The organism is Exiguobacterium sp. s102 (assembly GCF_018618635.1).
Lineage (GTDB): Bacteria > Bacillota > Bacilli > Exiguobacteriales > Exiguobacteriaceae > Exiguobacterium_A > Exiguobacterium_A oxidotolerans.
Window position 1 is genome coordinate 16740 of sequence record NZ_JACSML010000006.1, and the last position, 24071, is coordinate 40810.

21 protein-coding genes and 1 pseudogene are annotated in these 24071 nt (G+C 48.0%); 12 read left to right on the top strand and 10 right to left on the bottom strand.

The window, feature by feature from the left end:
• Positions 1-31: 31 nt before the first annotated feature.
• Complete coding sequence (locus KNQ02_RS12955; RefSeq protein ID WP_214767720.1) at positions 32-2167, bottom strand: (Fe-S)-binding protein; 2136 nt, start codon at positions 2165-2167, stop codon at positions 32-34.
• A gap of 400 nt (positions 2168-2567) precedes the next feature.
• Here KNQ02_RS12955 and tnpA point away from each other — a divergent pair, with 400 nt between their 5' ends.
• The 3 genes and pseudogenes from tnpA to KNQ02_RS12970 all read left to right on the top strand — a co-directional run bounded on the left by tnpA (position 2568) and on the right by KNQ02_RS12970 (position 4416).
• A complete protein-coding gene (gene tnpA, locus KNQ02_RS12960; protein ID WP_088836118.1) occupies positions 2568-2966 on the top strand; it encodes an IS200/IS605 family transposase in 399 nt (132 codons plus the stop codon).
• Between the two features lie 5 nt (positions 2967-2971).
• Positions 2972-4063, top strand: a pseudogene (gene tnpB / locus KNQ02_RS12965) (IS200/IS605 family element RNA-guided endonuclease TnpB).
• A gap of 128 nt (positions 4064-4191) precedes the next feature.
• Positions 4192-4416, top strand: a complete 225-nt coding sequence (locus KNQ02_RS12970; RefSeq protein ID WP_088836116.1) for a hypothetical protein — start codon at positions 4192-4194, stop codon at positions 4414-4416.
• 87 nt (positions 4417-4503) lie between these two features.
• Here the strand turns inward: KNQ02_RS12970 and KNQ02_RS12975 are convergent, their stop codons facing one another.
• The 5 genes from KNQ02_RS12975 to KNQ02_RS12995 form a co-directional block, all read right to left on the bottom strand.
• On the bottom strand, positions 4504-5547 hold the full coding sequence (locus KNQ02_RS12975; protein ID WP_088836115.1) for a zinc-binding dehydrogenase: 1044 nt from the start codon (positions 5545-5547) through the stop codon (positions 4504-4506).
• A 21-nt stretch (positions 5548-5568) separates the two neighbouring features.
• Positions 5569-6888, bottom strand: a complete 1320-nt coding sequence (locus tag KNQ02_RS12980) for an APC family permease (RefSeq protein ID WP_214767716.1) — start codon at positions 6886-6888, stop codon at positions 5569-5571.
• 182 nt (positions 6889-7070) lie between these two features.
• The gene (locus KNQ02_RS12985) at positions 7071-7490 is read right to left on the bottom strand and encodes a hypothetical protein (protein ID WP_088836113.1); all 420 of its coding nucleotides are present in this window, start codon (positions 7488-7490) and stop codon (positions 7071-7073) included.
• Entirely contained in the window at positions 7480-7902 is a 423-nt protein-coding gene (locus tag KNQ02_RS12990) for a YwiB family protein (protein WP_239456799.1), read from the bottom strand. The genes KNQ02_RS12985 and KNQ02_RS12990 overlap by 11 nt, the downstream gene beginning before the upstream one ends.
• 239 nt (positions 7903-8141) lie before the next feature.
• Positions 8142-9842: a glycoside hydrolase family 13 protein gene (locus KNQ02_RS12995; RefSeq protein ID WP_214767714.1), complete on the bottom strand. Its 1701-nt coding sequence runs from the start codon at positions 9840-9842 to the stop codon at positions 8142-8144.
• A gap of 361 nt (positions 9843-10203) precedes the next feature.
• On the opposite strand from KNQ02_RS12995, the gene KNQ02_RS13000 reads away from it, so the two are divergent.
• The 9 genes from KNQ02_RS13000 (at position 10204) to KNQ02_RS15835 (ending at position 19956) form a co-directional block, all read left to right on the top strand.
• Positions 10204-11643 carry an NAD-dependent succinate-semialdehyde dehydrogenase gene (locus tag KNQ02_RS13000; protein WP_214808796.1) on the top strand — a complete coding sequence of 480 codons (1440 nt, stop codon included), beginning with the start codon at positions 10204-10206 and terminating at the stop codon, positions 11641-11643.
• On the top strand, positions 11640-13265 hold the full coding sequence (locus KNQ02_RS13005) for an acetolactate synthase large subunit (protein WP_214770636.1): 1626 nt from the start codon (positions 11640-11642) through the stop codon (positions 13263-13265). Before KNQ02_RS13000 ends, KNQ02_RS13005 begins: the two co-directional genes overlap by 4 nt.
• Before the next feature lie 4 nt (positions 13266-13269).
• Positions 13270-13596: a bacillithiol system redox-active protein YtxJ gene (gene ytxJ / locus KNQ02_RS13010; RefSeq protein ID WP_029332401.1), complete on the top strand. Its 327-nt coding sequence runs from the start codon at positions 13270-13272 to the stop codon at positions 13594-13596.
• 226 nt (positions 13597-13822) lie between these two features.
• Positions 13823-15355 (top strand): DHA2 family efflux MFS transporter permease subunit, encoded by a 1533-nt coding sequence (locus KNQ02_RS13015; RefSeq protein ID WP_214802822.1) that lies wholly within the window; start codon positions 13823-13825, stop codon positions 15353-15355.
• A gap of 128 nt (positions 15356-15483) precedes the next feature.
• Positions 15484-15780 (top strand): metal-sensitive transcriptional regulator, encoded by a 297-nt coding sequence (locus KNQ02_RS13020; protein WP_088836108.1) that lies wholly within the window; start codon positions 15484-15486, stop codon positions 15778-15780.
• Positions 15781-15792: 12 nt separating this feature from the next.
• Positions 15793-17925 (top strand): heavy metal translocating P-type ATPase, encoded by a 2133-nt coding sequence (locus KNQ02_RS13025; protein ID WP_214802819.1) that lies wholly within the window; start codon positions 15793-15795, stop codon positions 17923-17925.
• Entirely contained in the window at positions 17922-18128 is a 207-nt protein-coding gene (locus KNQ02_RS13030) for a cation transporter (protein ID WP_214770631.1), read from the top strand. The genes KNQ02_RS13025 and KNQ02_RS13030 overlap by 4 nt, the downstream gene beginning before the upstream one ends.
• 86 nt (positions 18129-18214) lie before the next feature.
• Positions 18215-18439, top strand: coding sequence for a hypothetical protein (locus tag KNQ02_RS13035; protein WP_029332396.1), 225 nt, complete (start codon positions 18215-18217; stop codon positions 18437-18439).
• 209 nt (positions 18440-18648) lie between these two features.
• A complete protein-coding gene (locus KNQ02_RS15835; RefSeq protein WP_088836105.1) occupies positions 18649-19956 on the top strand; it encodes a globin-coupled sensor protein in 1308 nt (435 codons plus the stop codon).
• Between the two features lie 86 nt (positions 19957-20042).
• Here the strand turns inward: KNQ02_RS15835 and KNQ02_RS13045 are convergent, their stop codons facing one another.
• The 4 genes from KNQ02_RS13045 to speE all read right to left on the bottom strand — a co-directional run bounded on the left by KNQ02_RS13045 (position 20043) and on the right by speE (position 23929).
• Positions 20043-20669 (bottom strand): class F sortase, encoded by a 627-nt coding sequence (locus KNQ02_RS13045; protein ID WP_239456797.1) that lies wholly within the window; start codon positions 20667-20669, stop codon positions 20043-20045.
• A complete protein-coding gene (locus KNQ02_RS13050; RefSeq protein ID WP_214808798.1) occupies positions 20629-21423 on the bottom strand; it encodes a DUF4397 domain-containing protein in 795 nt (264 codons plus the stop codon). Before KNQ02_RS13050 ends, KNQ02_RS13045 begins: the two co-directional genes overlap by 41 nt.
• A gap of 733 nt (positions 21424-22156) precedes the next feature.
• Positions 22157-23029, bottom strand: coding sequence for an agmatinase (gene speB, locus KNQ02_RS13055; RefSeq protein WP_214767707.1), 873 nt, complete (start codon positions 23027-23029; stop codon positions 22157-22159).
• A 60-nt stretch (positions 23030-23089) separates the two neighbouring features.
• Positions 23090-23929 (bottom strand): polyamine aminopropyltransferase, encoded by an 840-nt coding sequence (speE, locus tag KNQ02_RS13060; protein ID WP_014969274.1) that lies wholly within the window; start codon positions 23927-23929, stop codon positions 23090-23092.
• Positions 23930-24071 lie beyond the last annotated feature (142 nt).

The following is a 24071-nucleotide window of genomic DNA, read 5'->3' on the forward strand; positions in this document are numbered from 1 at the left end:
TCCGTGACGAAGACGCGCAAGTGGTCATTACTCATACCGTAGCGATTGATTCTTTCATCGGTGTCCCGACGATTGAACGTTCGAGCAATTCGACGACGTCGTATGTTGCGACGGATTCATCGACTTCTTTTGCTTTCGTTCCATCGCTGAGCATCGTCAGACAGTATGGACAAGCAGAACCGATGACAGATGGTTGCACCGTCAACAGCTGTTCCGTCCGAGCGACGTTGACACGGGCTCCGACTTTTTCTTCTTGCCACATCATCCCGCCGCCTGCACCACAGCACATCCCTTTTTCCCGGTTCCGCTCCGTCTCGACGAGCGTGATTCCTGGAATTTTTTCAAGAATGTAACGGGGAGCGTCGTAGATGTCGTTGTACCGTCCGAGGTAACACGAGTCATGATAGACGACACGTTCTTTGACTTCATGCATCGGCGTGATCCGTTTGTCGTCAATCAAGCGCGCCAGTAACTCCGTATGGTGATAGACTTCGACGTCCGGACTGAGTCCGAAGTCCGGATATTCGTTTTTGAACGTGTTGTAGGCGTGCGGATCAATTGTGACGATTTTTTTGACACCATATTTTTCAAACGACTTGATGTTCGCTTCCGCAAGTTCTTGGAACAAAACTTCGTTCCCGATCCGGCGTGGCGTGTCACCCGAGTTCTTTTCATCATTTCCGAGAATCGCGAACGAGATGTTTGCTTCGTTCAGAATGCGGGCGAATGCCATCGCGATTTTTTGACTGCGGCTGTCATACGAGCCCATCGCACCGACCCAGAAGAGGTACTCGAATTCTTCACCAGCTTTTTTCTTTTCTTTCGCCGTTGGAACAACGAGTTCTTTGCGCGTTTTGCGCCAGTTTTCACGTTCTTTCCGGTTCATCCCCCATGGATTTCCTTGACGTTCGATGTTTGCCATCGTCCGTTGTATCTCCGGATCCATTTTTCCTTCCATCATGACGAGATGGCGACGTAAGTCGATGATCTTGTCGACATGTTCATTCATGACCGGGCATTGATCTTCACAGTTACGGCATGTCGTACATGCCCAGATTTCTTCTTCCGTGATGACATTGCCAATCAACGAATCGGGTACGATGTCCATTTGACCGGTTGCAGCAAGGGACGCAATCTGATTCCCTTGTGATCCGTCAAAGGCAAAGGCAGGTGCCCACGGTGATTTTTGTGTGATCGCTGCCGTCTTCATGTTGAGGTGATCCCGCAGCTTGACGATTAAGTCCATCGGCGACAGCATCTTCCCTGTTCCGCTCGCCGGGCACATATTCGTACAGCGTCCGCATTCGACGCAGGCATACAGATCGACCAATTGTTTTTGGTTGAAGTCTTCAATTTTATTGACCCCGAAACTAAATTCGGCATCGTCATCTTCCGCTTCTTCCATGACAGACAAGTCGATCGGTGCAAGGCGGCCGACTTTTGACGTCCGACCGAGCCAGACATTGGCCGTACCGGCGATTAAGTGGGCATGTTTGCCTTGCGGGATGTAGACCATGAAGCTGAGTAAGAACAGTAAATGGGCCCACCAGAAGAAGACGAACAGTCCGAATGCGACTTGTTCCGGTACCCAGCTGAACAAGAAGGCGATAGCAGACGCAACGGGTTCACCGAGTGTCGAATGATTTTCATAGACGAGGAAAAATCCGTTGCCGAATAAAACTGCGACCATCAATCCACCGATAAAGATTAAGGCGAGTCCTGCCATGAAGTTTCGTTTTAAGCGCACCAGTTTCTCGACATAGCGACGGTAGAATCCCCAAACGACCGCAACCAAGATGACGAGCATGACGATTTCCTGGAAGAACGTAAAGATTGGATAAAGTGGACCGAGTGGAATGTGTGGAAAACGTTGTCCGACTGCGAGTCCCTTCCAGATGAAATCAATCGCTCCGAACTGGACAAGTAAGAAGCCGTAGAACATCATGACGTGAATCGTCCCACTCTTTTTATCCTTAAGTAATTTCTTTTGTCCAAAGACGTTCACGAGTACCGAATTGAACCGTTCTTTATTCGTTATATCCCATTCCGCCTTTTTCCCCCGACGAATCGCTTCGTAACGGCTCTTGACGAGCGTCACGAATAGATAACCTGCATACCCGACGATGAGCAGGAAGGCAATCCAGTTAATCAGTAAAAATGTCCCCATGAAACAAGCCCCTTTCCCCCTAAAGCAGTTGTATTGAGATGAGTATAGCATATAATGAATGACTATTCATTCATTATTTTGATATTTTTGGTTACGGTTAAACATTGACTTTTCTATTAAAATTTCAGTTCAAATAGGAGGTATTTGATTATGAAAGGGATTTTGCAACATCCGAATGGTTTAGTAAAAGAAGTAAAAGCCGGTTTCTCATGGACGACGTTCTTTTTTGGGTTTTTCCCGGAGTTTTTCCGCGGTGATTTTAACTAAATTTAGCGAGAATTCTCCCACCTCTAAGCGTCTCGGGGCGAAGCCCAGCGTGTGGGAGATGAATCGCCCGTCTTGGCAAGACTTCAATCGTTTGATACAACCAGTATAACTAATCAAAAGGACTGATATATCAATGAAAATGGACACAAATAAACATTCAGTCTTTCTTCTGAATTATCATCTTGTCCTCGTCGTGAAATACAGATGCAAAGTGATCGATGACGCCATCTCGGAGTTCGCGAGACAGACGTTCGAACGAATCGGCGCGTCGTATCATATCACGCTGAACGAGTGGAATCATGACGGCGATCATATCCATGTGCTGTTCAAAGCACACCCGAACACGGAAATGTCAAAGTTTCTGAACGCCTACAAGAGCGCAAGCAGCCGACTGATCAAACGAGACTTTCCGCACGTCAAGAAACGATTATGGAAAGACATGTTTTGGTCTCGAAGTTACTGTCTGGTGACGACCGGTGGTGCGACAAGCGACGTCATCAGACATTATATCGAAAAACAAGGAAAGGAGTGATTGCTTTGCTGAAGGCGTACAAGTTTCGACTCTATCCGACGAAACCCCAACAAGAATATTTCGTGAAGACGTTCGGTTGTGTCCGTTTCGTCTACAATAAGATGCTCGAAGAACGTATCCGATTGTATGAAGATTCGAAGCTCAATCCTGACACGAAGCAGAAGCTCCCAACCCCAGCGAAGTACAAGCCCGAATTCCCTTTCCTCAAAGAAGTCGACAGTCTTTCTCTTGCGAACGCTCAGATGGACTTAAACAAGGCGTATACCAACTTTTTTTGAGATCGGTCTGTCGGGTTTCCGAAATTCAAATCGAAGCACAATGACCGGGCCTCTTACACGACAAACAATCTGAAGGGGAGCATCCGCATCGAATATCGTAAGGTGAAACCTTCTAAAATCGGTTTTGTGAAGTTGAAACAACATCGTCCGTTTGATGGTGTGATCAAGTCCGCGACGGTCTCGATGACGAAGACCCGGAAATTCTTCATCTCCATCCTTGTCAATCAAGCCGAAGAGCAATGGGTTCTAGCCAAGAATAAAGTAGGAATCGACCTTGGTTTGGAGCACTTCGCCATCATGACAAACGATGAGCGTGTTTCTGAGAAAGTTGACAATCTTCGTTTTCTTCGAAAGTCCGAAGAGAAGATAAAGAAGGCGCAACGCGCCTTGTCCTGCAAGAAAATCGGGAGTCAGAACCGAGAGAAGGCGAGGATGATCCTCGCGAAGAAGCATGAAAAGATTGCAAATCAACGTAAAGATTTTCTTCATAAGCTGTCGAAACGGATCGTTGACGAAAACCAAGTCATCGTCGTTGAGACACTAAAGTCGAAGAACATGATGAAGAACCATAAAATCGCCAAATCGATTGCAGATGTCAGTTGGTATGAGTTCGTCCGACAGTTAGAATACAAATGCAAATTCTATGGCCGAACACTTATCAAAGCGGATCAATGGTACGCCTCTACTCAAATCTGTTCTTCTTGTGGAGTAAAAGGCGAGAAGAAAACGATCGATGTACGCGAATGGACGTGTACTTGCGGCGCTCATCATGACAGAGATATTAATGCGAGTATCAACTTGTTGATATTGGCAGACTGAAAACCCTTCAGGGTGGGAACCACCCGATGAGCTTGGTAAATAACCGTAGCTAGTAAAAGTACGATCTTCCCAAGAAGCTCCCACTTCAATTTGCGAAGCAAATAAGTGGTGAGTAGTTCACATGGGGCTTGATTCAACTTGTTCTCGGTTTCATCGCAGCATTTGCGACAGCCGGCATCCTGAGTATCGTAATCAATATCGCGTTTGCTTTCCTATACAACAAGCTTTACATCAACGATTTAATCGAAAAAGGCTATCGCCCGATTGATCAGTCGTTCCAACAATCGTTATGCCAACGCGGCATCCACGCTAAACTCTTATCCGAAACAGAACGGACAGAAGCTGTATTTTGATCTTTCTTTTTAACACATACAAAAAACCGACAGCTTCTCACTTTCCAAGGAAGGTCAGAATCCGTCGGTTTTTTTGTATAAAGTTAATTATTCGCCCGTTGGCAACAAAACGATTTTCCCAAGCTTCCCCGCTTCCTTGAAATACGTCTGCGCTGCCCCCGCTTCCTCGAGCGGGAACGTCCGGTCGATGACCGGTTCGAGTTTCCCGGCGGCAATCGCTTCAAGCATCCGTCCGTATTCTGCGCGCGTTCCGAGAACAGAACCATACAGCGTCAAGTGCTTCAAGTAAACCGTCCGGAAGTCGAGCTGTGTCTGCTGACCCCCGGCTGAACCGGAGATACAGAACTTCCCGCCATTTTTTAAGACGGCGAGTGAGGTCGCGAATAACGCGTCTCCGACGACATCGAGGACGGCATCAATGGGTCCACCGTTCGCCGCTACAATATCATCTGCCAGCTGCTCTGATTTATACGAGAGGACATGTGTCGCCCCAAACTGTTTTAACTGGTCGCTTAGTGCAAGATCTCCGACAAGGGCGATGACGTTTGCCTGAAAGACACGTGCGGCAATTTGAACGTTCAGTGAACCGACACCACCATTCGCCCCGGTCACGAGTACCGTTTGTCCCGGTTCCAGTTGGAGCTGCTCGACCATGTGCCACGCCGTCAAACCACTGACGGAGAAGACGGCACTTTTCGTGTAGTCGTCAAGCGGCATATCGTAACAGAGTTCAGCCGGCCAGACGACGTAATCCGCGTAACCCCCGTCGTATTCCGAGCCGATAAACGACATATCCTGCGCGATATGCTCCGTTCCGTCCGGTCCGCTTGAGGTAAAGGGAAACAGGACGACGTCCCGCCCGATTTGTGTTTCTTCTACTCCCGTCCCGACTTTCACGATCCGTCCGCTAATATCAGAACCCGGGACGCGTGGAAACTGAACGCCTTCCGGTTTCCAACCCGATTTTGCGTCCGTCCCGTAGGCCCCTTCACGCATCCAAATTTCTGTATTGTTGATCGCACACGCTTTGACTTGTACGAGTACTTCTCCTGGACCTGCTTCCGGAATCGGACGCTCGACGACGGCGAGCTGGTCCACGTCCCCGTATCCTCTGACTTCGACTGCTTTCATGATCATCTCTCCCTTTCAAACTCACTCTGATTTATCGTTTGACGCATCCTCTTCATCGACATGCTTCAAGAACAGCCGTTCACCAAAGAAGACGACGGCGATGACGATCAGTGACACGACGACGACGAGCCAATCACTTGAGGCTTTGACGTAGACGAAGGCACCAAGGACAATCGCGTCAAGGATGATTGCACTGATGACGATGAATGGATTAACGCTCAACTCTTTCCGAAGATGTTTCAGCACACCGACATGAATGATGATATCCATGACGAGATATAAAATCGCGCCCATCGAGGCGATGCGTGTCAAGTCGAACAGCACCGTTAAGACCATCGCAATGACGATCGTATAAACTAACGTATGCTTTTGCACCGACCCCGGCATCCCGAAGTGTCGGTGCGGAATCAACGTCATGTCCGTCAACATCGCGAGCATCCGTGAGACAGCAAAGACACTGGCAATGATTCCGGAAATCGTCGCGAGGAGCGCGATTGACACCGTGAACCAGACACCGGCGTCACCAAGTGCCGGACGTGCCGCTTCCGCCAGAACATAATCCTTCGCATCGATAATTTCTTGGAGCGATAGACTGCTTGACACCGAGAAGGCGAGCAAGAGGTAAACGACCAGACTGATTAAAATCGACACGATGATTGCGATGCCGACGTTGCGTTTCGGATTGACGATTTCAGACCCGCTGTTCGTAATCGTCGTAAACCCTTTAAACGATAAAATCGTTAAGGCGACTGCCGCAATATAGCCGGTGATTGTGACATCGGGTGCACTCCCCGTCGTCTCCGGGACGAATGAAAAGCCACCGATGGATAACGCAATAATCGCAAAGACGACGAGTGCCGCGACCTTCAAGACCGAGGCGACAAGTGAAAAGGATTGAATGAAGGCATTCCCTGCGATATTGACTAAAAAGGCGAAGACCAACAAACCGACACCAAGTAAGGGAACGAGATAGTCGGCTTGATCCCCCGGGAATAATTGCAGTAAGTATGTCCCGAACGTCCGGGCGACCAAGCTTTGATTGATGACCATCGACAAGGCCATCAGTAAGGCGGCACCTGCTGTAATCGTTCCTTTCCCGTACGCTTTGACGAGGAACATTCCGATTCCGCCGGCAGACGGAAAGGCATTGCTCAGTTTGATGTAGGAATAGGCACTGAATGCCGTCACGATTCCACCGATGATGAAGATGAACGGAAACCATGTCCCGGACAGTTCTGCGACTTGCCCAAGCAAGGCAAAGATTCCGGCACTAATCATGACGCCTGTTCCGAGTCCGATGGCTCCTGTTAACTTGATGCTGTCTTTCTTGTATTCTGCCATTTTCCCCACTCCTCTCTATTGCAATCATTACCCTGAAAATTCTTAGGTTTAAACAGCGATCGAGAAATAGCGTGTCTGCAAACAATTTTTTGAACACAAATAGAGAGGGGGGCATCAAAACCCACCTCTCTATTTCGTCATCACCTTTAGCGTGGTAAAAAGCAATTCTGTCTAACCCGCCGTCATTCGAGACCTAACGCTTGCGGCAACTTGACTGCTTTTGTATACGCCGTCTGGTAATCTTTTTTCGCGACAGCTTGTTCGACTTGACGGAGCGCCGGGTGGTTTTCTTCTGCGAACGCACCGAGAATTGCGAGGTAGCGCTCGTAGACCGTTTCGTCCTCTTTTCGGGCGTGAAGTAACGCCGTATACAACATGACTGTATCTTCTCCGTACAGAACCGGCAATTCTTCATTGATTAACAACAATGAATCGATTGCGTCCGTCTCGACTTTCGGATTGTATTCCGTCATGACTTGTTCTGCGAGTGTCTCGAGCTGATCGCGCCACGCATTGTATTTATCCTCATCATTTTCCAACCACTCGAACCATTCCTCGTCGAGCATCTGTTCCATCTCTTTTACCGTTTGTTCAAACGCCATCTGTCTCACTCCGTTTCCATGTTAGTTCAATCGTATACGTTCCGACCGCCTGATGATTCATCATCAAGTCGTAGGTGAAGCGCATCTGTTGGTCGCGCATTTCAATCGTGTGGGTCTCCGTCTGCATCAACATCTGACCAAACTGACTTTCATATCCACTCTTTGTTTGTTGTCCTAAAATGAACACGTGGTGCATCGAGACAGGACCTTTACGGTTCAATGCAACTTGGTCATGCGACCATTTGATCGTCGTATCAATCGGTTGCTCGTCTTCTTGTACGAATTTTACCGCAAAACCGTCCTTCGTCTCGAATAGCATACCTTCTGCTTCGAGATCGACGGATTCACGCATCGCGTCATCTTGAATCGTCGTCACTTGCCGCAGCAGGACGGGATAACGTTTTGGTTTCACTTTTTATCACCTCATTGTCTAGCGTACACGATTTTTTCCTCATGCGCACGGTCGCAAACTGACAATCTACACAAAATAGCCTGACTCAAAAAGGATTCACTCTTTTCCAAATGTATCTTAGATATGTCTTAGAGCGTCAGGACCGAGATGAGGAGACATAGAAAATGCCAATGAACCCGTATCATAAACGGGATCATTGGCATTCGCTGCGTACAGGTCGGAACGTTCATCCCCGTTCCTTAACGTACCCGGTACAGACGTGCTTCGAATGGACGAAGCGCCAGTTCTGTTCCTTCGTGATAAGCCGTCACGTAGTTACCGAGAACGAGATTATCCGAATGGAGGATGATGTCCGTGTCGATGTCCGCTGCTTCACCTTTTAAGTTCGTGACGATTAAGAATTGTTCGTCACCGAGTGTCCGGGTGTAGGCGTAGACTTTTTCGTCGTCCGGTAAAATCAAATCATATTCTCCATAAATCAATGTTTCTTCTGCTTTACGAATTTGAATCATCCGTTTGTAGAAGTTAAGAATCGAATCTTCATCTGCTTGTTGCGACGCGACATTGATGTCAGCGTAGTTTGGATTGACACCGAACCATGGTGACTGCGTAGAGAAACCGCCGTTTTGCTCATTCGTCCACTGCATCGGTGTCCGTGAGTTGTCACGCGATGAGTTCCAGATGACTTCCATGATTTCTTCATGTGTCTTCCCGGAGCCCAGTTGCATGTCGTACATGTTTTTCGTCGCGACGTCATCATAATCCGTAATGTCCGGGAATTGAACGTTCGTCATCCCGATTTCCTGCCCTTGGTAGATGAATGGTGTGCCTTGCATGAAGAAGTACATCATCGCAAGCGACTTCGCACTTTCCTTCCAGTACTGCTCTTCATCTCCCCAAAGTGAAACGGAACGGACCTTATCGTGATTTTCAAGATAGAGTGCATTCCAGCCCGTTTCTTCAAGACCTTTTTGCCACTTCGTCAAAACTTGTTTCAGTTTGACGACGTCGACACCTTTTTCTGCATCTGACCGCCATAAGTCCATATGCTCGAACTGAAAGACCATGTTCATTTTTCCGTTCTCTTCGCCGACCCAAAGATCTGCTTCTTCCGGTGTAACACCATTCGCTTCACCGACTGTCATGATGTCGTACTTCGAAAACGTTTCGTCTTTGAGTTCTTCCAAGTACTCGTGGATGCCCTCAACGTTCATGTGCATCTCAAACGATGGCACGTGTGGCATCCCGAGTGGATTCGGTAAATCGGCAAATGATTGGTCTTTATTGATGTGGCTGATGGCATCGATTCGGAAACCATCAATTCCTTTATCGAGCCACCAGTTAATCATCGTATAGATCGCTTGACGCATGTCTTTGTTTTGCCAATTCAAATCCGGTTGGCGACGCGAAAAGACGTGTAAGAAATATTGTTCTGTCTTTTCATCATATTCCCACGCGGATCCGCCGAAAATGCTTTCCCAGTTGTTCGGCTCCCCACCATTGACGGCATCTTTCCAGATGTACCAGTCGCGTTTCTCATTCTCTTTTGAAGAACGGGATTCTAGGAACCAAGGATGCTCATCTGATGTGTGGTTGACGACAAGATCGAGTAAGACTTTAATATCACGTTTGTGCGCTTCTTCCATTAAGAGGTTGAAGTCTGCCATCGTCCCGAACTCATCCATGATATCTTCGTAATCACTAATGTCATAACCATTGTCGTCATTTGGCGATTTAAACATCGGACAAATCCAAAGAACGTCGACACCTAAATCTTTCAAATAATCAAGTTTTGCGATGATACCCGGAATATCGCCGATTCCATCGTTGTTTGCGTCATAAAAGCTTCGTGGGTAGATTTGGTAAGCGACAGCTTCTTTCCACCAAGCTCGTGTTAAGGTTTTTTGGGCCGTTTCTGGGCGCGGTATCATTTGTGTCATCGTATATAAATCCTCTCATCGGTCTGTCTTAGTCCATTGATTTTTTTCATCATAATTGCTCATTTGTTATAAGGGTGATCGATTCATTTCTTTTAGCGCAATCGATTGCGCAAATACTCTACCTTCATCTTATCAAATACACATGCAATGTCAACGTTCCCGGTCTGTTTCCGGCACTTCAAAGTGATGACGTTTGTTAACAATATTTCAGTCATGCATACATTACAGTTACTGAATTATCCTACACTCTTTATCGGTCGATTTCTAGCCTTTTGCATGAAGTTCTGTCGAAAGATGAATCTTTTTTTCCTCGTTCGGGTATATTCTTAACAATGCAAATAAAAAAGGGGGATTTTGTAAGATGGACGGACAATTTTTGATTGATGGAAAGTGGCTTGATCATAATCGTGAACGGACGGACGTCAAAAATCCCGCAACCGGGGAAGTCGTCGGGAGTGTCCCGAACGGAACGAAATCGGATGTCAATGACGCCGTCGAAGCGGCACGCGAGGCGTTTCCGGCTTGGTCGAAACGAAGTGTCTATGAACGGGCTGAACTGCTTGAGAAGCTTTACGAGAAGATGATTGAGAAAAAAGATGAACTCGCCCGCTTGATGACACTTGAAATGGGGAAACCGCTCGCAGAATCTGAAGGTGAGGTCCAGTATGCGGCAAACTTCGTCAAGTGGTTCGCTGAAGAAGGAAAACGTGCTTATGGACGCATCATTCCCTCGCACGATACGAACAAACGGCTTCATGTCATCACACAACCGGTCGGTGTCGTCGCTGCCATCACGCCGTGGAACTTCCCGGCTGCGATGATTACACGGAAAATGGCACCGGCACTCGTTGCAGGCTGTACGTTTATCCTGAAGCCACCTACTGCGACACCACTGACTGCCCTGCGCCTGCTTGAACTTTGTCAGGAAGTCGGGATACCGGATGGCGTCGTCAATGCCGTCACAGGAAGCGGTAAAGAGCTTGGGGAATCGCTCGCAACGCATCCGCATATCGACAAAATCACATTTACAGGCTCAACAGAAGTGGGTCGGACATTGATGGCCCAAGGTGCTGAGACGATCAAAGCGATGTCACTCGAACTCGGCGGACACGCTCCGATTCTTGTTTTTGACGACTGTGACCTTGATCTCGCCGTCGCGGAAACGATCAAGTCGAAATTCCGTAATGGTGGACAAACGTGCGTCTGCGGGAACCGGATCTACGTCTCCGATTCAATCTATGATACGTTCGTCGAAAAACTGGGCGAAGCGACAGCGAAGCTCAAGACCGGGAACGGACTCGACGAAACAACGAACATCGGTCCGATGATCAATCAAGCCGGTTATGACAAAGTCAAAAAACACGTCGACAATGCGACGTCAGCCGGTGCCCGTGTCGTCACAGGTGGGACTGGAACGACAGATGAAGAAAAAGATGTCTACTATTATGAAGCAACGGTCCTCGCCGATGTCACACCGCAAATGTTAATCATGAATGAAGAAACATTCGGTCCCGTTGCTCCCGTTCAACGTGTCAGCTCTGACGAAGAGGCCATCCGTTATGCAAACCAAACGCCGTTCGGTCTTGCATCTTACGTCTTTACGAATAACTATGCCCGCGCGATGCGGACGATTGAACAATTGAACTACGGCATCGTCGGTTGGAATGATGGTGTTCCCTCTGCCGCACAAGCACCATTCGGCGGTATGAAGCAGTCAGGAATCGGACGCGAAGGTGGATCGGAAGGTCTCGAAGCGTACCTTGAAACCAAATATGTTTCGATTGGAGGAATGGACGCATGAATGCGGCAGAACGGTTCGTCGCCTGCCTCGAAGCAGAAGGGGTCACGCACATCTTTGGCGTCCCGGGAGAAGAAAACATTACGTTACTCGACGCCATCAGTGAATCGGATATTACGTTCATCACGACACGCCATGAAACAAATGCTGCGTTTATGGCAGCGATGTTCGGTCGCTTAAGCGGTCGTGCCGGTGTTTGCTTATCGACGCTCGGACCAGGTGCGACGAACATGATGACGGGCATCGCAAGTGCAACGATGGACCACTCGCCTGTTGTCGCGATTACGGGACAAGGAGCGACATGGCGCCAGCACAAGGCATCCCATCAAATGTTCGATTTAGTCGAGATGTACCGACCGATCACGAAGTCGAGTACATCGGTCGTCTCAGGAGAAGTCATCCCGGAAATCGTGCGTCAAGCGTTCGCCCAGTCTTGTTGTGATAAGCCGGGTGCGACACATATTTCTTTTCCGGAAGATATCGCAAAGGCAGATGTCGATGCCAAGACACCACTTTTAAGCGACAGTGAACCGGATACGTTACACCCGACATCCGTCAAAGACAGCGCGGTCTTAAAACAAATCGAACAAGCGGAGCGGCCCGTCGTGATTGCCGGCTTTGGAATCAACCGGAGCGAAGCGACCGCTGTGTTCCGAACGTTCGTTGAAAAGCTTGGAGCACCTGTTGTCGAGACGATGATGGGTAAAGGGGTCATCTCCTCGCAACATGCGCTCGCCGCCCATACAATCGGTTTACCGAATACCGACTACAATCAACGGATTCTCGACCAAAGCGATCTCATCATCGCCATCGGTTACGATATTACCGAGTTGCCGCCTTCGAAGTGGAATCCGGACCGGACACCTGTCATCCACATCGACACGAACCGGCATGAGATTGACCAGTATTATCCTGTCGTTGCGAACTTGGTTGGTCCGCTGTCTGATTCGTTACGTCTGTTAGCAGAAGCGATTCCGACGCGGGCCTGGGAAGGTTGGCAGGCGGACCGTGATAAGTTGCGACAAGAAATTCAAGCAACCTATTCGATGGCATTGCCCCTCCACCCTCAAAGTATCGTTCGTGCCCTCGAGACGGCGACGGGTGAAGACGGCATGTTGTTCTCAGACGTCGGGGCCCATAAAGTTTGGCTCGGTCGTCATTTCCAAACGACACGCCCTAATCAATTATTCATCTCGAACGGCTTTTCTTCGATGGGCTATGGTCTGTCGAGCGCGATTGCTGCAAAACTGCTGCACCCGGAGCGTCGGGTACTCTGTGCTTCTGGTGATGGTGCATTCTTAATGAATGGTCAAGACCTCGAGACAGCAGTTCGTTTGAAACTCCCCATCACTGTCGTCATTTGGCGTGATGGCACATACGGCTTGATTGAATGGAAACAACAGCAGGCTTATGGCCGGGCACCGTTTACAGAATTCGATAACCCTGATCTCGTCGAACTCGCGACGGCTTTCGGTGCACTCGGACTTCGTGTCGGAGAACACGGCAGTCTCTCGAACTGTCTCGAACAGGCTCAAAACAGTGACGGACCTGTTTTGATTGACTGTCCGGTCGATTACAGGGAAAATCTAAAGTTAAGCGAACGTCTACGGACGTATGGAGGATGATACTATGCCACAACTTAGAAAACTTCAATCGATTTCTGACTTTGATCAATTCGTTTCCGAACACGACTCGTTCGTGATTTGTAAACACAGTACGACCTGTCCAATCAGTGCCGCCGGTTTTTCTGAATACACGAAATTTGCTGACGCGACGTCAGTACCGACTGCCTACTTGCTCGTCCAAGAAGCACGGACGCTGTCGAATCACATCGCCGAACATTACAATGTTCGTCATGAATCACCACAAGTCATCTTCATCGAAAAAGGACGTGCGACTTGGTCCGCAGCTCATTATGACATTACAAATGATGCCCTAAACACGCATGTCGGCTGAGACCTTTCATCACTACTGACGGTTTACAAAAAACATCCTACTCTTTTTTAGAGTCGGGTGTTTTTTTACTTTCAACAAGCTTCAGAGCCATTCGTTCTTCATTAAAAATAAAATTACCTTTCTTAGTTATTAATGTTTGTATTTATCTTGAAATCAGATTAAGATATACAACAGATATAACGACCGTATAGAAATGTGTACCGTCAGTTCATTAAGGAGGAAAATCATGCAACACAAAAAAACTGCTTCTAATCGTCCCCCCTACGGTATCCTTTCCGTATTGATGATTGGAGCCTTCATCGCTTTTTTAAATAACACGTTACTTAACATCGCCCTTCCTTCGATCATGAAGGATCTCAACATCGAAACATCGACCGTCCAGTGGCTGTCGACTGGTTTCATGCTCGTCAACGGGATTTTAATTCCGACATCTGCTTTTCTGATTCAAAAATTTTCTGTTCGTCGTCTATTCATCCTCGCGATGACATTATTCTCACTCGGTACAATCCTTGCCGGGTTCGCAAGTGAATTCCCCGTCCTGTTGGCAGGACGAATGATTCAGGCTTCTGGTTCAGCAATCATGATGCCGCTCTTGATGAACGTCATGCTCGTCAGTTTCCCGATTGAAAAACGCGGGACGGCGATGGGCTTCTTCGGGCTCATTATGATGGGTGCACCCGCAATCGGACCGACTTTGTCAGGCTGGATCATCGAACACTATGATTGGCGGATGTTATTCCACTTCATCACACCAATCGCTTTAGTCGTTCTCATTGCCGGAATCGTCTTACTCCGTGACGTCAAAGAACGGTCGGATGCTAAACTCGACTTCATGTCAGTTGTTTTATCCTCATTCGGTTTCGGTGGACTCCTATACGGGTTTAGTTCTGCCGGTTCTAAAGGGTGGGACAGCCCACACGTCACAATCGCGCTGACAATCGGTGTGATTGCGCTCGTTTCTTTCATCCTGCGTCAGTTACGGATGGAGCGTCCGATGTTGAACTTCAAAATTTATCAGTATCCGATGTTCGCTCTCTCATCTGCCATTTCAATCGTCGTCACGGTGGCGATGTTCTCAGGGATGCTGCTCTTACCGATCTACGTCCAAAATATCCGTGGCATTTCTCCACTCGATGCAGGGTTGATGTTACTACCGGGAGCCATCCTCATGGCAGTCATGTCACCGATCAACGGGAAGTTGTTCGATAAGATTGGCGGACGCCCACTCGCAATCACCGGTCTCTTCATCACTGTCGTCACGAGTTATTTCTTCAGTCAACTGAAGATGGACACGACGTATACACACTTAATCATCTTGTATTCACTCCGGATGTTCGGGATGTCGATGGTCATGATGCCCGTCTCGACAAACGGCTTAAACCAGTTACCGACGCGCTACTATCCGCACGGAACGGCAATGAACAATACGTTGCAGCAAGTATCCGGCGCCATCGGAACGGCATTACTCGTTACGATCATGTCGACGCATGCGAAGACACGTGGGACGGAACTTGCCGAAGAGGCCGCTAAAAACATGACGAGTCAACCGACAGCAGAGGCTGCTGCTGCGTTGAAACAACAAATCATGATGCAAGCGACACTGGACGGCATCAATTACGCCTTCCTCATTTCGACGTTCATTGCGGGTGTTGCGTTCATCCTTTCGTTCTTCATAAAACGAGCGACGCAAGCGGAAGATATCATCAGTGGTCGTTCGCGCAACGAACAAATCATCAAACCTCAAGTGTCTAATCAATAAGGTCCGACTGAATACGCCATCCCATTCGGGTGGCGTATTTTTTTAATCCTGCAAATCAATATACTTGTACCCCCTACCCCTATATGATACAGTGTAGACATCAACCACCAACAGAAAGAGGTGTTCCTATGCAACACGATCATCCACTCGTCCCCCGCTCTTCTGAAGAGCAGGACGCATTGACTAAACGTTTGAAGCGTATCGAAGGGCAAGTCCGTGGTATCGCCAACATGGTCGCCGAAGATCGGTATTGTATCGATATTTTGACACAGACGGCATCGATTCAAGCCGCTCTTCGTCAAGTCGAACTGCAAGTCATCGAACGTCATGTGAAGATGTGTATGCATGATGCAGCTACCGGACAGAAAGACACAGATCTTTATGTCGACGAACTGATGTCCGTCATCGCCCGACTCAAAAAGTAAGGAGGTATACGTATGTCAAAAACAATCGAATTGAACATCGAAGGCATGACATGCGCCGCCTGTTCAGCCCGAATCGAAAAAGTCCTGAACCGGATGGACGGTGTCGATGCGACGGTCAACTTACCACTCGAGACGGCGCGGATTGCAGTCCCCGACGAACTCGATGAACAAGCAATCATTGATAAAATCAAGAAGGTCGGTTACGGCGCGACCATTAAGTCGGCCCCTCATGAAACAGTGCAAGATCGGCGGATGCTCTATCGTTTTTTCATCGCCGCCTTGTTGTCGTTACCGCTCTTACTCAGTATGGTGTCGCACATTCCAAATAGTCCGGTCCATCTGACGTTCCTGATGAATCCGTGGCTCCAGTTCGCACTGGCTACACCCGTTCAATTCATTATCGGGGCGCCATTCTATGTCGGTGCCTATAAGAGTCTCCGGAGCGGTAGTGCCAACATGGATGTCCTCGTCGCACTTGGGACGTCTGCCGCTTACTTTTATTCGGTCGCAGAAATGCTCATCCATCCGGCAATGCCGAACCTTTATTTTGAAACAAGTGCCATCTTAATCACGCTCGTCCTTCTCGGTAAAGTACTCGAAGATCGGGCAAAACAACAAACAACCGGTGCAATCAAAAGTCTCTTGTCCCTGCAGGCAACGGATGCCGTCGTCCTCGACAATGGCACGGAACGAACTGTCGCGATTGATCAGATTCAACCAGGCATGCAGATCGTCGTCAAACCGGGACAGAAAATTCCGATGGACGGGATGATTTTATCCGGTGATGCCTATCTCGATGAATCGATGCTGACCGGTGAACCGCTTCCTGCGCATAAAGGTGCCGATGATACCGTCATTGGTGGAACCTTGAATACGAATGGGAATTTGTTGATTGAAGCAACGAAAGTCGGTCAGGAGACGATGCTTGCGAACATCATCCGCGTCGTTGAACAAGCGCAGACAGAAAAAGCGCCAATCCAACGACAAGCCGACCGGATTTCAGGCATCTTCGTGCCAATCGTCGTCGCCATCGCCCTCATCACACTTGGTGCCTGGTGGTTGACGACTGGATCATTCGCTGAAGCAATTCGTCCTGCAATCGCTGTTCTCGTCATCGCTTGTCCCTGTGCATTAGGACTCGCGACCCCGACATCGATCATGGTCGGAACGGGTAAAGGTGCTGAGCATGGTGTGCTTTTTAAAGGCGGTGCCCAGCTTGAATCGTTACAACATGTCGATGCCGTCGTTTTCGATAAAACAGGTACACTAACCGTCGGACGCCCTGTCGTCGTCGAGACGTTCGGGAACGAACAAGCACTCGACTTCGCAGCAGCCATCGAAAAAAAATCAGAGCATCCGCTCGCTCATGCCATCACGGAAGAACGTGATGTCGTGTTCGATATCGAACAGTTTCAAGTCGATGCCGGTCGTGGTGTCAGCGGGATGATTCTCGGTCGCAACATCCTGGTTGGTTCTGAACGAATGATGCGGGATCAACAGTTCGATGTCCCGGACTGGTCTTCTGCCGGCGCGACATTCGTCTATGTCGCCGTCGACGGGCACGTTGAAGCCGGTTATGCGATTCGCGATGAACTGAAGCCGACGACGAAACACGTCATCACTCAAATTCAACAGACAAAAGCAGTCTATCTCTTGACGGGTGACCGAAAAGACGTTGCCCTCAATCTAGCGACGGAACTCGGTATTCCAACAGACCATGTGTTTGCAGATGTCTTACCCATCGAAAAAGCCGATCACATCAAAGCCCTTCAAGATGCGGGACACCGCGTCGCCATGGTTGGTGACGGAATTAACGATGCGCCAGCGCTTGCGACGGCTGACGTCGGAATCGCTCTTGGTAGCGGGACGGATGTCGCCTTAGAAGCAGCTGACGTCACACTGCTTGGACACGATTTACAACAAGTCGCGACGGCGATTCGGTTGAGTGAACAGACGATGAAGAACATTCGTCAAAATCTCTTTTTCGCACTCGCCTATAATACGATCGGGATCCCCGTTGCTTTTCTCGGACTGCTCGCTCCGTGGCTCGCCGGAGCAGCGATGGCATTTAGCTCTGTTTCCGTCGTCACGAATGCGTTACGCTTAAAACGTACCCCACTCACTAAAGGAGGAACTCACTCATGAAAGAAACGACTTTAAACGTCATCGGTATGACATGTAACCACTGTAAAGCAAGTGTCGAATCGGCACTGAACGAACTGGACGGCGTCACAACGGCGACTGTTTCGCTCCCTGACAATTCAGTCACTGTCGTCCATGAGGATCTCACACAAGAACGTCTCGTCGAAGCCATCGAAGAAATCGGCTATGACGTCGCGCCCGCTTAATTTTCTCAAGTCAAACTGTTGCTACCGCACAGTTTGGCTTTTTTAATTGCGGAAAAAGGGGAATGGACTAACAAGGAGGGGTTCGTATGGTACCGAAAATCGAATTCGTACAACACTTCGACGACAACAAAGGAAAACGATTTAAAATCGAACTTTGGAATCTCGGAACCTTCACATTTAGTGCCGAATCAGCCAAAGGCCCCGTCACGCGGTTTAGTTCGATTGATATCCAGTTCATTCAATCGTGCGTTAGCCGGATGCGGGCACTTAACGATGCAAAACAAGCCTTCCAAGAAGATCAACCGGTCTAACTTTCTTTCACTTTCTCTTTAAAAATACATGATGTACGATCGAACACGCTTCCGCTCATGATCCCGGATCATGAGCTTTTTTCGTTTAAGGTCAATATTTTTTAACTTCTAGAGAGTTTCCTTCTAAAAAAGATACTGTTTTTTCCTTTAGCAACCGATAAAGAATAAGACTATTACATTCTTAATTTGAAGAAAATCGGAGGCTTACTGTGCGCAACCCATTTAAAACTAAATCATCAAGCTCAACCTATCAGGCAAAAATCGGATTTCCCGATAAAAAATTCATTACAAAAACAAGTGATCCCACTTTAGCAGGACGCCTTGAATATATGGGCTACACTGAAGAACAATTGCAAACGTTAAAAGCGATGGCTCCTGTCGTCAATTCTGTATTAGACGAAGTCCTCGAACAAGTACTTGACCAACTCCTTCTCCACCCGGAAATGGTGCAGATTGCTGAAAATGCTTCGACACGTCAACGCCTGAAAAAAGTATTTGCCGACTATTTCGGTAGCCTCTTGACCGGAAATATGGACGAGAAGTTTCTTGCGATGCGAAAACGCATGGGTAAAACGCATAACCGGAATTTCGTCCCTGTTACGTGGTTCATCGCTTCTTACGCAGCATTCAACACCTTACTGATTCCTAAAGTCGTCGAGCATTTCCAGGAAGATCCGGAGCAACTTGCAACAGCAATCCTCGCGTTGACTCATGCGATGAACTTGGATGCGCAAATCGTTACAAGTCAGTATGTCGACGCACGATTAGAAGAAGTAGGTGCAGCCAATGAAGCACGCACACGACTTCTGCAAGACGTCGTCCGTGTCAGCCAGGAGGTCGCGAGTACGGTCGAACAAACAGAAGGGGCCATTCTCGAAACGAGTCAACGGGCGACACAAATCTTATCCGAGACGGATCAGACCGAGAAAACAAGTCGCAATCTCGTTGGCTTAACATCAGAAAATGAAGCACAGATGGACAAAATGGAACAACAATTCGTCCAATCGACGGGTCAAGTCAATACATCATTAACAAGCATCCAACAGTTAAAAACGACATCTGACGAAATCGTCAAGATGACACAAGGTATCGAAGACATCGCGAACCAAACGAATCTCTTAGCTTTAAACGCCTCAATCGAAGCAGCACGTGCCGGTGAGCATGGGAAAGGATTCTCTGTCGTCGCAATCGAAGTCCGTAACCTCGCTGAAAATGCGAAATTGTTAAGCAGCAGCATTAATACGCTCATCCAAAAAAATAATGTCAACATTACTCAACTCGTCTCACAGATGGAAGACATCACACGTTCGAACTCCGCCTCTCGGACAGAACTGCAACAAGTGAAGAGTGGGATTCACACAGTGAAAAAAGAGATGGAGAATTACTTGGAGATGTTCGGGCGCAATAAGAACGACTTAGGCCAAATCGTTCAGACGATTCAAGGAATCAGTCAAACGACACAAGGTCTCTCGGCTTTGACAACGAACCTCGTCGCAGCATCGGAATCGAACGCGTAAGTTTTTTTGATTTGTTCAGGTTGAGCTTCATCTAAAAAAAGACCAACCCATGACGGATTGGTCTTTTTTTGATTCCGTATTGCTTGTTACTCTTCCACTTGATCGGCGGTTACGACTAACCGTTCATCATACCCTTTTGATTTCGTAAACGTTCCGATACACGAAATCAACGTCAGGCGTTTAGCGACCGTTGCCCCAAAAATCGAACCAACGGGTGCTTCATCTACAGGATAGGAGGTTACGTTTGTCACCACGTAAGATATCGTCTGCCCTGCTTTTGATCGTAACTCGATTCGTTGTCCTTGTTTCATCTTTGCTAAATCGTAAAATACAGCGGGACCTTCCGTGTCATCTAAATGACCTGCGAGGATGACATTTCCGGTTTGGTTCGCCTCCGCGCCGTATCGGTACCAACCCACTTGATCGGTTTTTTTCGGAACATCCATCCGCCCTTGCTTGTCTTTCCCCACGATTTCAACCTTTGCTTGCACGTCAATCGCATCAATCGATAGTGTCGCCGGGATAAAACTAGCCGTTTCACGACTTTCTTGTACGGATTCAGGTATTGCTTGCTCGATTGCAGGTGTCGCTTGCTCGACTGGCTTCGAAGGAGGAACAGATTCTTCTGTTCCTCCACATCCAGCGAGAATGAGAAAGATCAGAAAGAAACTGTTACGCGTTTTGTTTACGGCGAATGACATAACTTGTTCCAACTAGGGCCGCTCCAGCAAGTGCTACAAGTGCCCAAGTCGTTGCCATTGAAGATGTGTCTGCTGATCCACCAAGTCCTGTGTCTGGCATCGCAGCCATTTCACCGCCATCTGGAATCAAGAGCACATCAAACGCGGGTTCTCCTTCAAGAAGACCGATTGCAAGCGCTGTATAGTTTTTACCGCTATCTAATTTAACACCGTCGAGTGCTTTGACAACATCCATCGCGCCCGCTGGTCGTACTTCAAGATCATACGTGCCGGCATCGAGTGTTCCATAGTCTGAGACTTTCGAGAATTCAAGGTCACTGAAGAGTGCGTCTCCACCTTTAGGGGCGACATCAACAGCTGGTGCGTCCGGTGCAAAGTGCGCGACACGAACCATTGATTTTCCATCTTCACCTTGACCATTGTCTTCCATGACAGCGAGTTCAATGTCTGCTAATTTACCGATTGCCGCGACTGAGTAAAATTTTCCGGCTTCAATGTTGAGTGTTTGAGAAAGTACAGGATCTTCTGTTGTTCCTGCAGCGAAGACTTCAACTTTATGTTCTCCTGCCGGAAGAGTGAGATAGTCTGTGACAGCTTTGAATTCCGCTCCTGAGACAGCTGTTTCGCCATCGACGGCAATATCAACTGCCGGAGCATCTGGTGAAGCGTGAATTACACGCACCATTGCGTCATCTGCTGCACCTACCGGTAGCACGAATAGTGCAAACAAAAACGCAGCGGTAACGAACGATATGAATTTCTTCATCATTTTTTCCACCTCTCGTGTCATAATGTATTTCGCTTCTCAAGCCAACCTTTCATTCTAGAAGAAAATATTTCATTCGCGGTGACATCTTGAATTTAAACTAATTTGCAGTACTTTGTAAATATTCCGATGTGCTGAGAGTAACAGTTGTACGCTATCCCCTTTCGGAGTCTCCAGCATCTCACTACCGTATTCCATTCACCCCACCTTCTTTAACTGAAACTGATAAACTGTACAAATGAAGAAATGTACTGCCCATCCTATGTCTTTTTAGACGCATCATGTTTTTCAGCACCACATGGATCGGTTTATCGATCATATGATTCAAGCGGCAATCTTTCGGGATGTTGTAAAAAAAACAGGCAGGCGTCTATATGATTACACTACCCTTTGCTAAGCATTTGTAACGTCCGAATGTAGATTCGAGACGGATTGCGCTCTAAACCATCTACATGCCCGGCTTTCCGTCACGATGTTACCTAAAAAGCGTCACGTTTCGTTGACTCCTACGGGAAAAAGTGCGTTTTTAACGCACTTGCAGAGGCAGGCAAGACCCTGCTCATTGTCCGCTAGGATCCAAGGAGCAGCGGCTTGCGCCTCGCCCGAGGAAAGCAACGAAAAAAGACGCTTTATCTCCCAATAGCACGTTGTCTACAGTCTGAAAAAAGTAGCGTACAAGGACAACCCCTTGTACGCTACTTTTTTACATATCCCGCAATCATTTCAGACAAATTTACTTAATGAAACCAATCATCATTTCACGTAAGACTTTCGCAGCGGCAATCGCTGTCATGTCAGACTGATCATATGCCGGGCAGACTTCAACGAGATCGGCTCCGATGACGTCGACGTCAGCACGTGAAATCATGTGGACGACTTCAAGTAACTCTTTTGTTGTCACGCCGCCGATTTCCTGTGTACCTGTTCCTGGTGCAGCAGACGGATCGAGGACGTCGATATCAATCGTCACATAAACTTTTTTACCGGCAAGCTTCGGCAAAACAGTCTTTAACGGTTCAACGATTTCATACTTGAACAAATTGTAACCGGACGTCTTCGCCCACTCGAATTCTTCTTTCATCCCTGAACGGATGCCGAATGAATAGCAGTTTTCCGGTCCAATCAAGTTGGCGATTTTTTTGAGTGGTGTCGAATGCGAGAGCGGTTCACCTTCATACTCGTCACGTAAATCCGTATGTGCGTCAAAATGTAAGACGACGAAATCATCGTAGTGTTTATCAAAGGCTTTAACGACCGGCCACGTCACGAGGTGTTCGCCCCCCATACCGAGCGGGAACTTACCTGCCGTCAGTAACGAATCGACATACTCTTCAATCATGTCGAGTGACTTTTGGGCATTGCCGAACGGCAACGGAATGTCACCCGCGTCAAACAATTTCGCATCGGCGATATCGCCGTCTAAATACGGACTATATTCTTCGAGACCAAGTGATACTTCACGAATCCGCGCCGGGCCAAAACGTGATCCCGGGCGGAAACTGACCGTCCAGTCCATCGGCATGCCGTATAACACACCTTTTGCATCTTCGTGAGTCGGTTGACTCGCGATAAAGACTTTACCTGAATATGCTTCATCAAAACGCATTTCTATTCCTCCAGTCATAGAAAGGAGTGTCCCTGAAAACGGAACACTCCTACTTTGAAATTAAATCGTTAAATCTTTGACGAACTTTGGCAACGCGAACGCTGCTGTATGAAGTTCCGGTGTATAGTACTTCGTTTCGATTTCATGGAAACGCTCTGGTGCGACAGCGAGTGGATCATGTTTTTTCGATCCAATCGTAAATGTCCACAGACCGCTCGGGTACGTCGGAACGTTCGCGATGTATAGTTTTGTGATTGGGAAGATTTCTTTGACGTCACGTTGTACATCACGGATCAAATCTGGTGTAAACCATGGGTTGTCCGATTGTGCGACGAAAATACCGTCTTCTTTTAATGCTTTCGAGATTCCAGAGTAGAATCCTTTTGTGAACAGGTTGACGGCAGGACCGACCGGCTCTGTCGAATCGACCATGATGACATCGTATTCGTTGACCGCTTCCGCGATGTGCATGAATCCGTCACCCACAATGACTTCGACGCGTGCGTCGTCTAAACCACCTGCGATGTTCGGAAGGTATTTCTTCGAGTACTCGATGACCTTGCCATCAATTTCGACGAGAACTGCTTTTTCGACCGATGGGTGTTTTAAGACTTCACGGATGACTCCGCCGTCTCCCCCACCTACGACGAGAACCGATTTCGGGTTCGGGTGTGTGAACAATGGGACGTGTGCGACCATTTCGTGATACACGAACTCATCTCTGTCCGTTGTCATGACCATCCCGTCAAGTAACAACATTGTACCGAACTCGTCCGTCTCAACCATCTCCAGGCGTTGAAACTCCGTTTGTTCGCTCTCATAAACGTGGTTGACACGGAATGTGATACCGTAATCTTCCGTTTGGTGTTCCGTGAACCATAACTTTAATTTTTGTTCCATTTGCGATAGAACCCCTTTCTTTCTCAAGACAAAAGTTGTTCGTATGCGAGTGGCGTTTACGGCGCTTCTTAATCATACAAATGCGAGTATACCGAATTTTGAAAGAAACTTCTATATAATTCGAAAAAAACTATCTGAGTGT

Excerpts from the sequence above, each read along its gene's own strand:
- KNQ02_RS12975 (WP_088836115.1), bottom strand. The coding sequence starts at position 5,547 with ATGAAAGCAGTCGAAGTCAGAGGATACGGGGACGTGGACCAGCTCGCC.
- KNQ02_RS12985 (WP_088836113.1), bottom strand. The coding sequence starts at position 7,490 with ATGGCGTTTGAACAAACGGTAAAAGAGATGGAACAGATGCTCGACGAG.
- KNQ02_RS12995 (WP_214767714.1), bottom strand. The coding sequence starts at position 9,842 with ATGACACAAATGATACCGCGCCCAGAAACGGCCCAAAAAACCTTAACA.
- speB (WP_214767707.1), bottom strand. The coding sequence starts at position 23,029 with ATGCGTTTTGATGAAGCATATTCAGGTAAAGTCTTTATCGCGAGTCAA.
- KNQ02_RS13030 (WP_214770631.1), top strand. The coding sequence starts at position 17,922 with ATGAAAGAAACGACTTTAAACGTCATCGGTATGACATGTAACCACTGT.
- KNQ02_RS12955 (WP_214767720.1), bottom strand. The coding sequence starts at position 2,167 with ATGGGGACATTTTTACTGATTAACTGGATTGCCTTCCTGCTCATCGTC.
- KNQ02_RS13015 (WP_214802822.1), top strand. The coding sequence starts at position 13,823 with ATGCAACACAAAAAAACTGCTTCTAATCGTCCCCCCTACGGTATCCTT.
- KNQ02_RS13020 (WP_088836108.1), top strand. The coding sequence starts at position 15,484 with ATGCAACACGATCATCCACTCGTCCCCCGCTCTTCTGAAGAGCAGGAC.
- KNQ02_RS13050 (WP_214808798.1), bottom strand. The coding sequence starts at position 21,423 with ATGAAGAAATTCATATCGTTCGTTACCGCTGCGTTTTTGTTTGCACTA.
- tnpA (WP_088836118.1), top strand. The coding sequence starts at position 2,568 with ATGAAAATGGACACAAATAAACATTCAGTCTTTCTTCTGAATTATCAT.
- KNQ02_RS13035 (WP_029332396.1), top strand. The coding sequence starts at position 18,215 with ATGGTACCGAAAATCGAATTCGTACAACACTTCGACGACAACAAAGGA.
- KNQ02_RS13000 (WP_214808796.1), top strand. The coding sequence starts at position 10,204 with ATGGACGGACAATTTTTGATTGATGGAAAGTGGCTTGATCATAATCGT.
- KNQ02_RS12980 (WP_214767716.1), bottom strand. The coding sequence starts at position 6,888 with ATGGCAGAATACAAGAAAGACAGCATCAAGTTAACAGGAGCCATCGGA.
- KNQ02_RS13025 (WP_214802819.1), top strand. The coding sequence starts at position 15,793 with ATGTCAAAAACAATCGAATTGAACATCGAAGGCATGACATGCGCCGCC.
- ytxJ (WP_029332401.1), top strand. The coding sequence starts at position 13,270 with ATGCCACAACTTAGAAAACTTCAATCGATTTCTGACTTTGATCAATTC.
- speE (WP_014969274.1), bottom strand. The coding sequence starts at position 23,929 with ATGGAACAAAAATTAAAGTTATGGTTCACGGAACACCAAACGGAAGAT.
- KNQ02_RS13005 (WP_214770636.1), top strand. The coding sequence starts at position 11,640 with ATGAATGCGGCAGAACGGTTCGTCGCCTGCCTCGAAGCAGAAGGGGTC.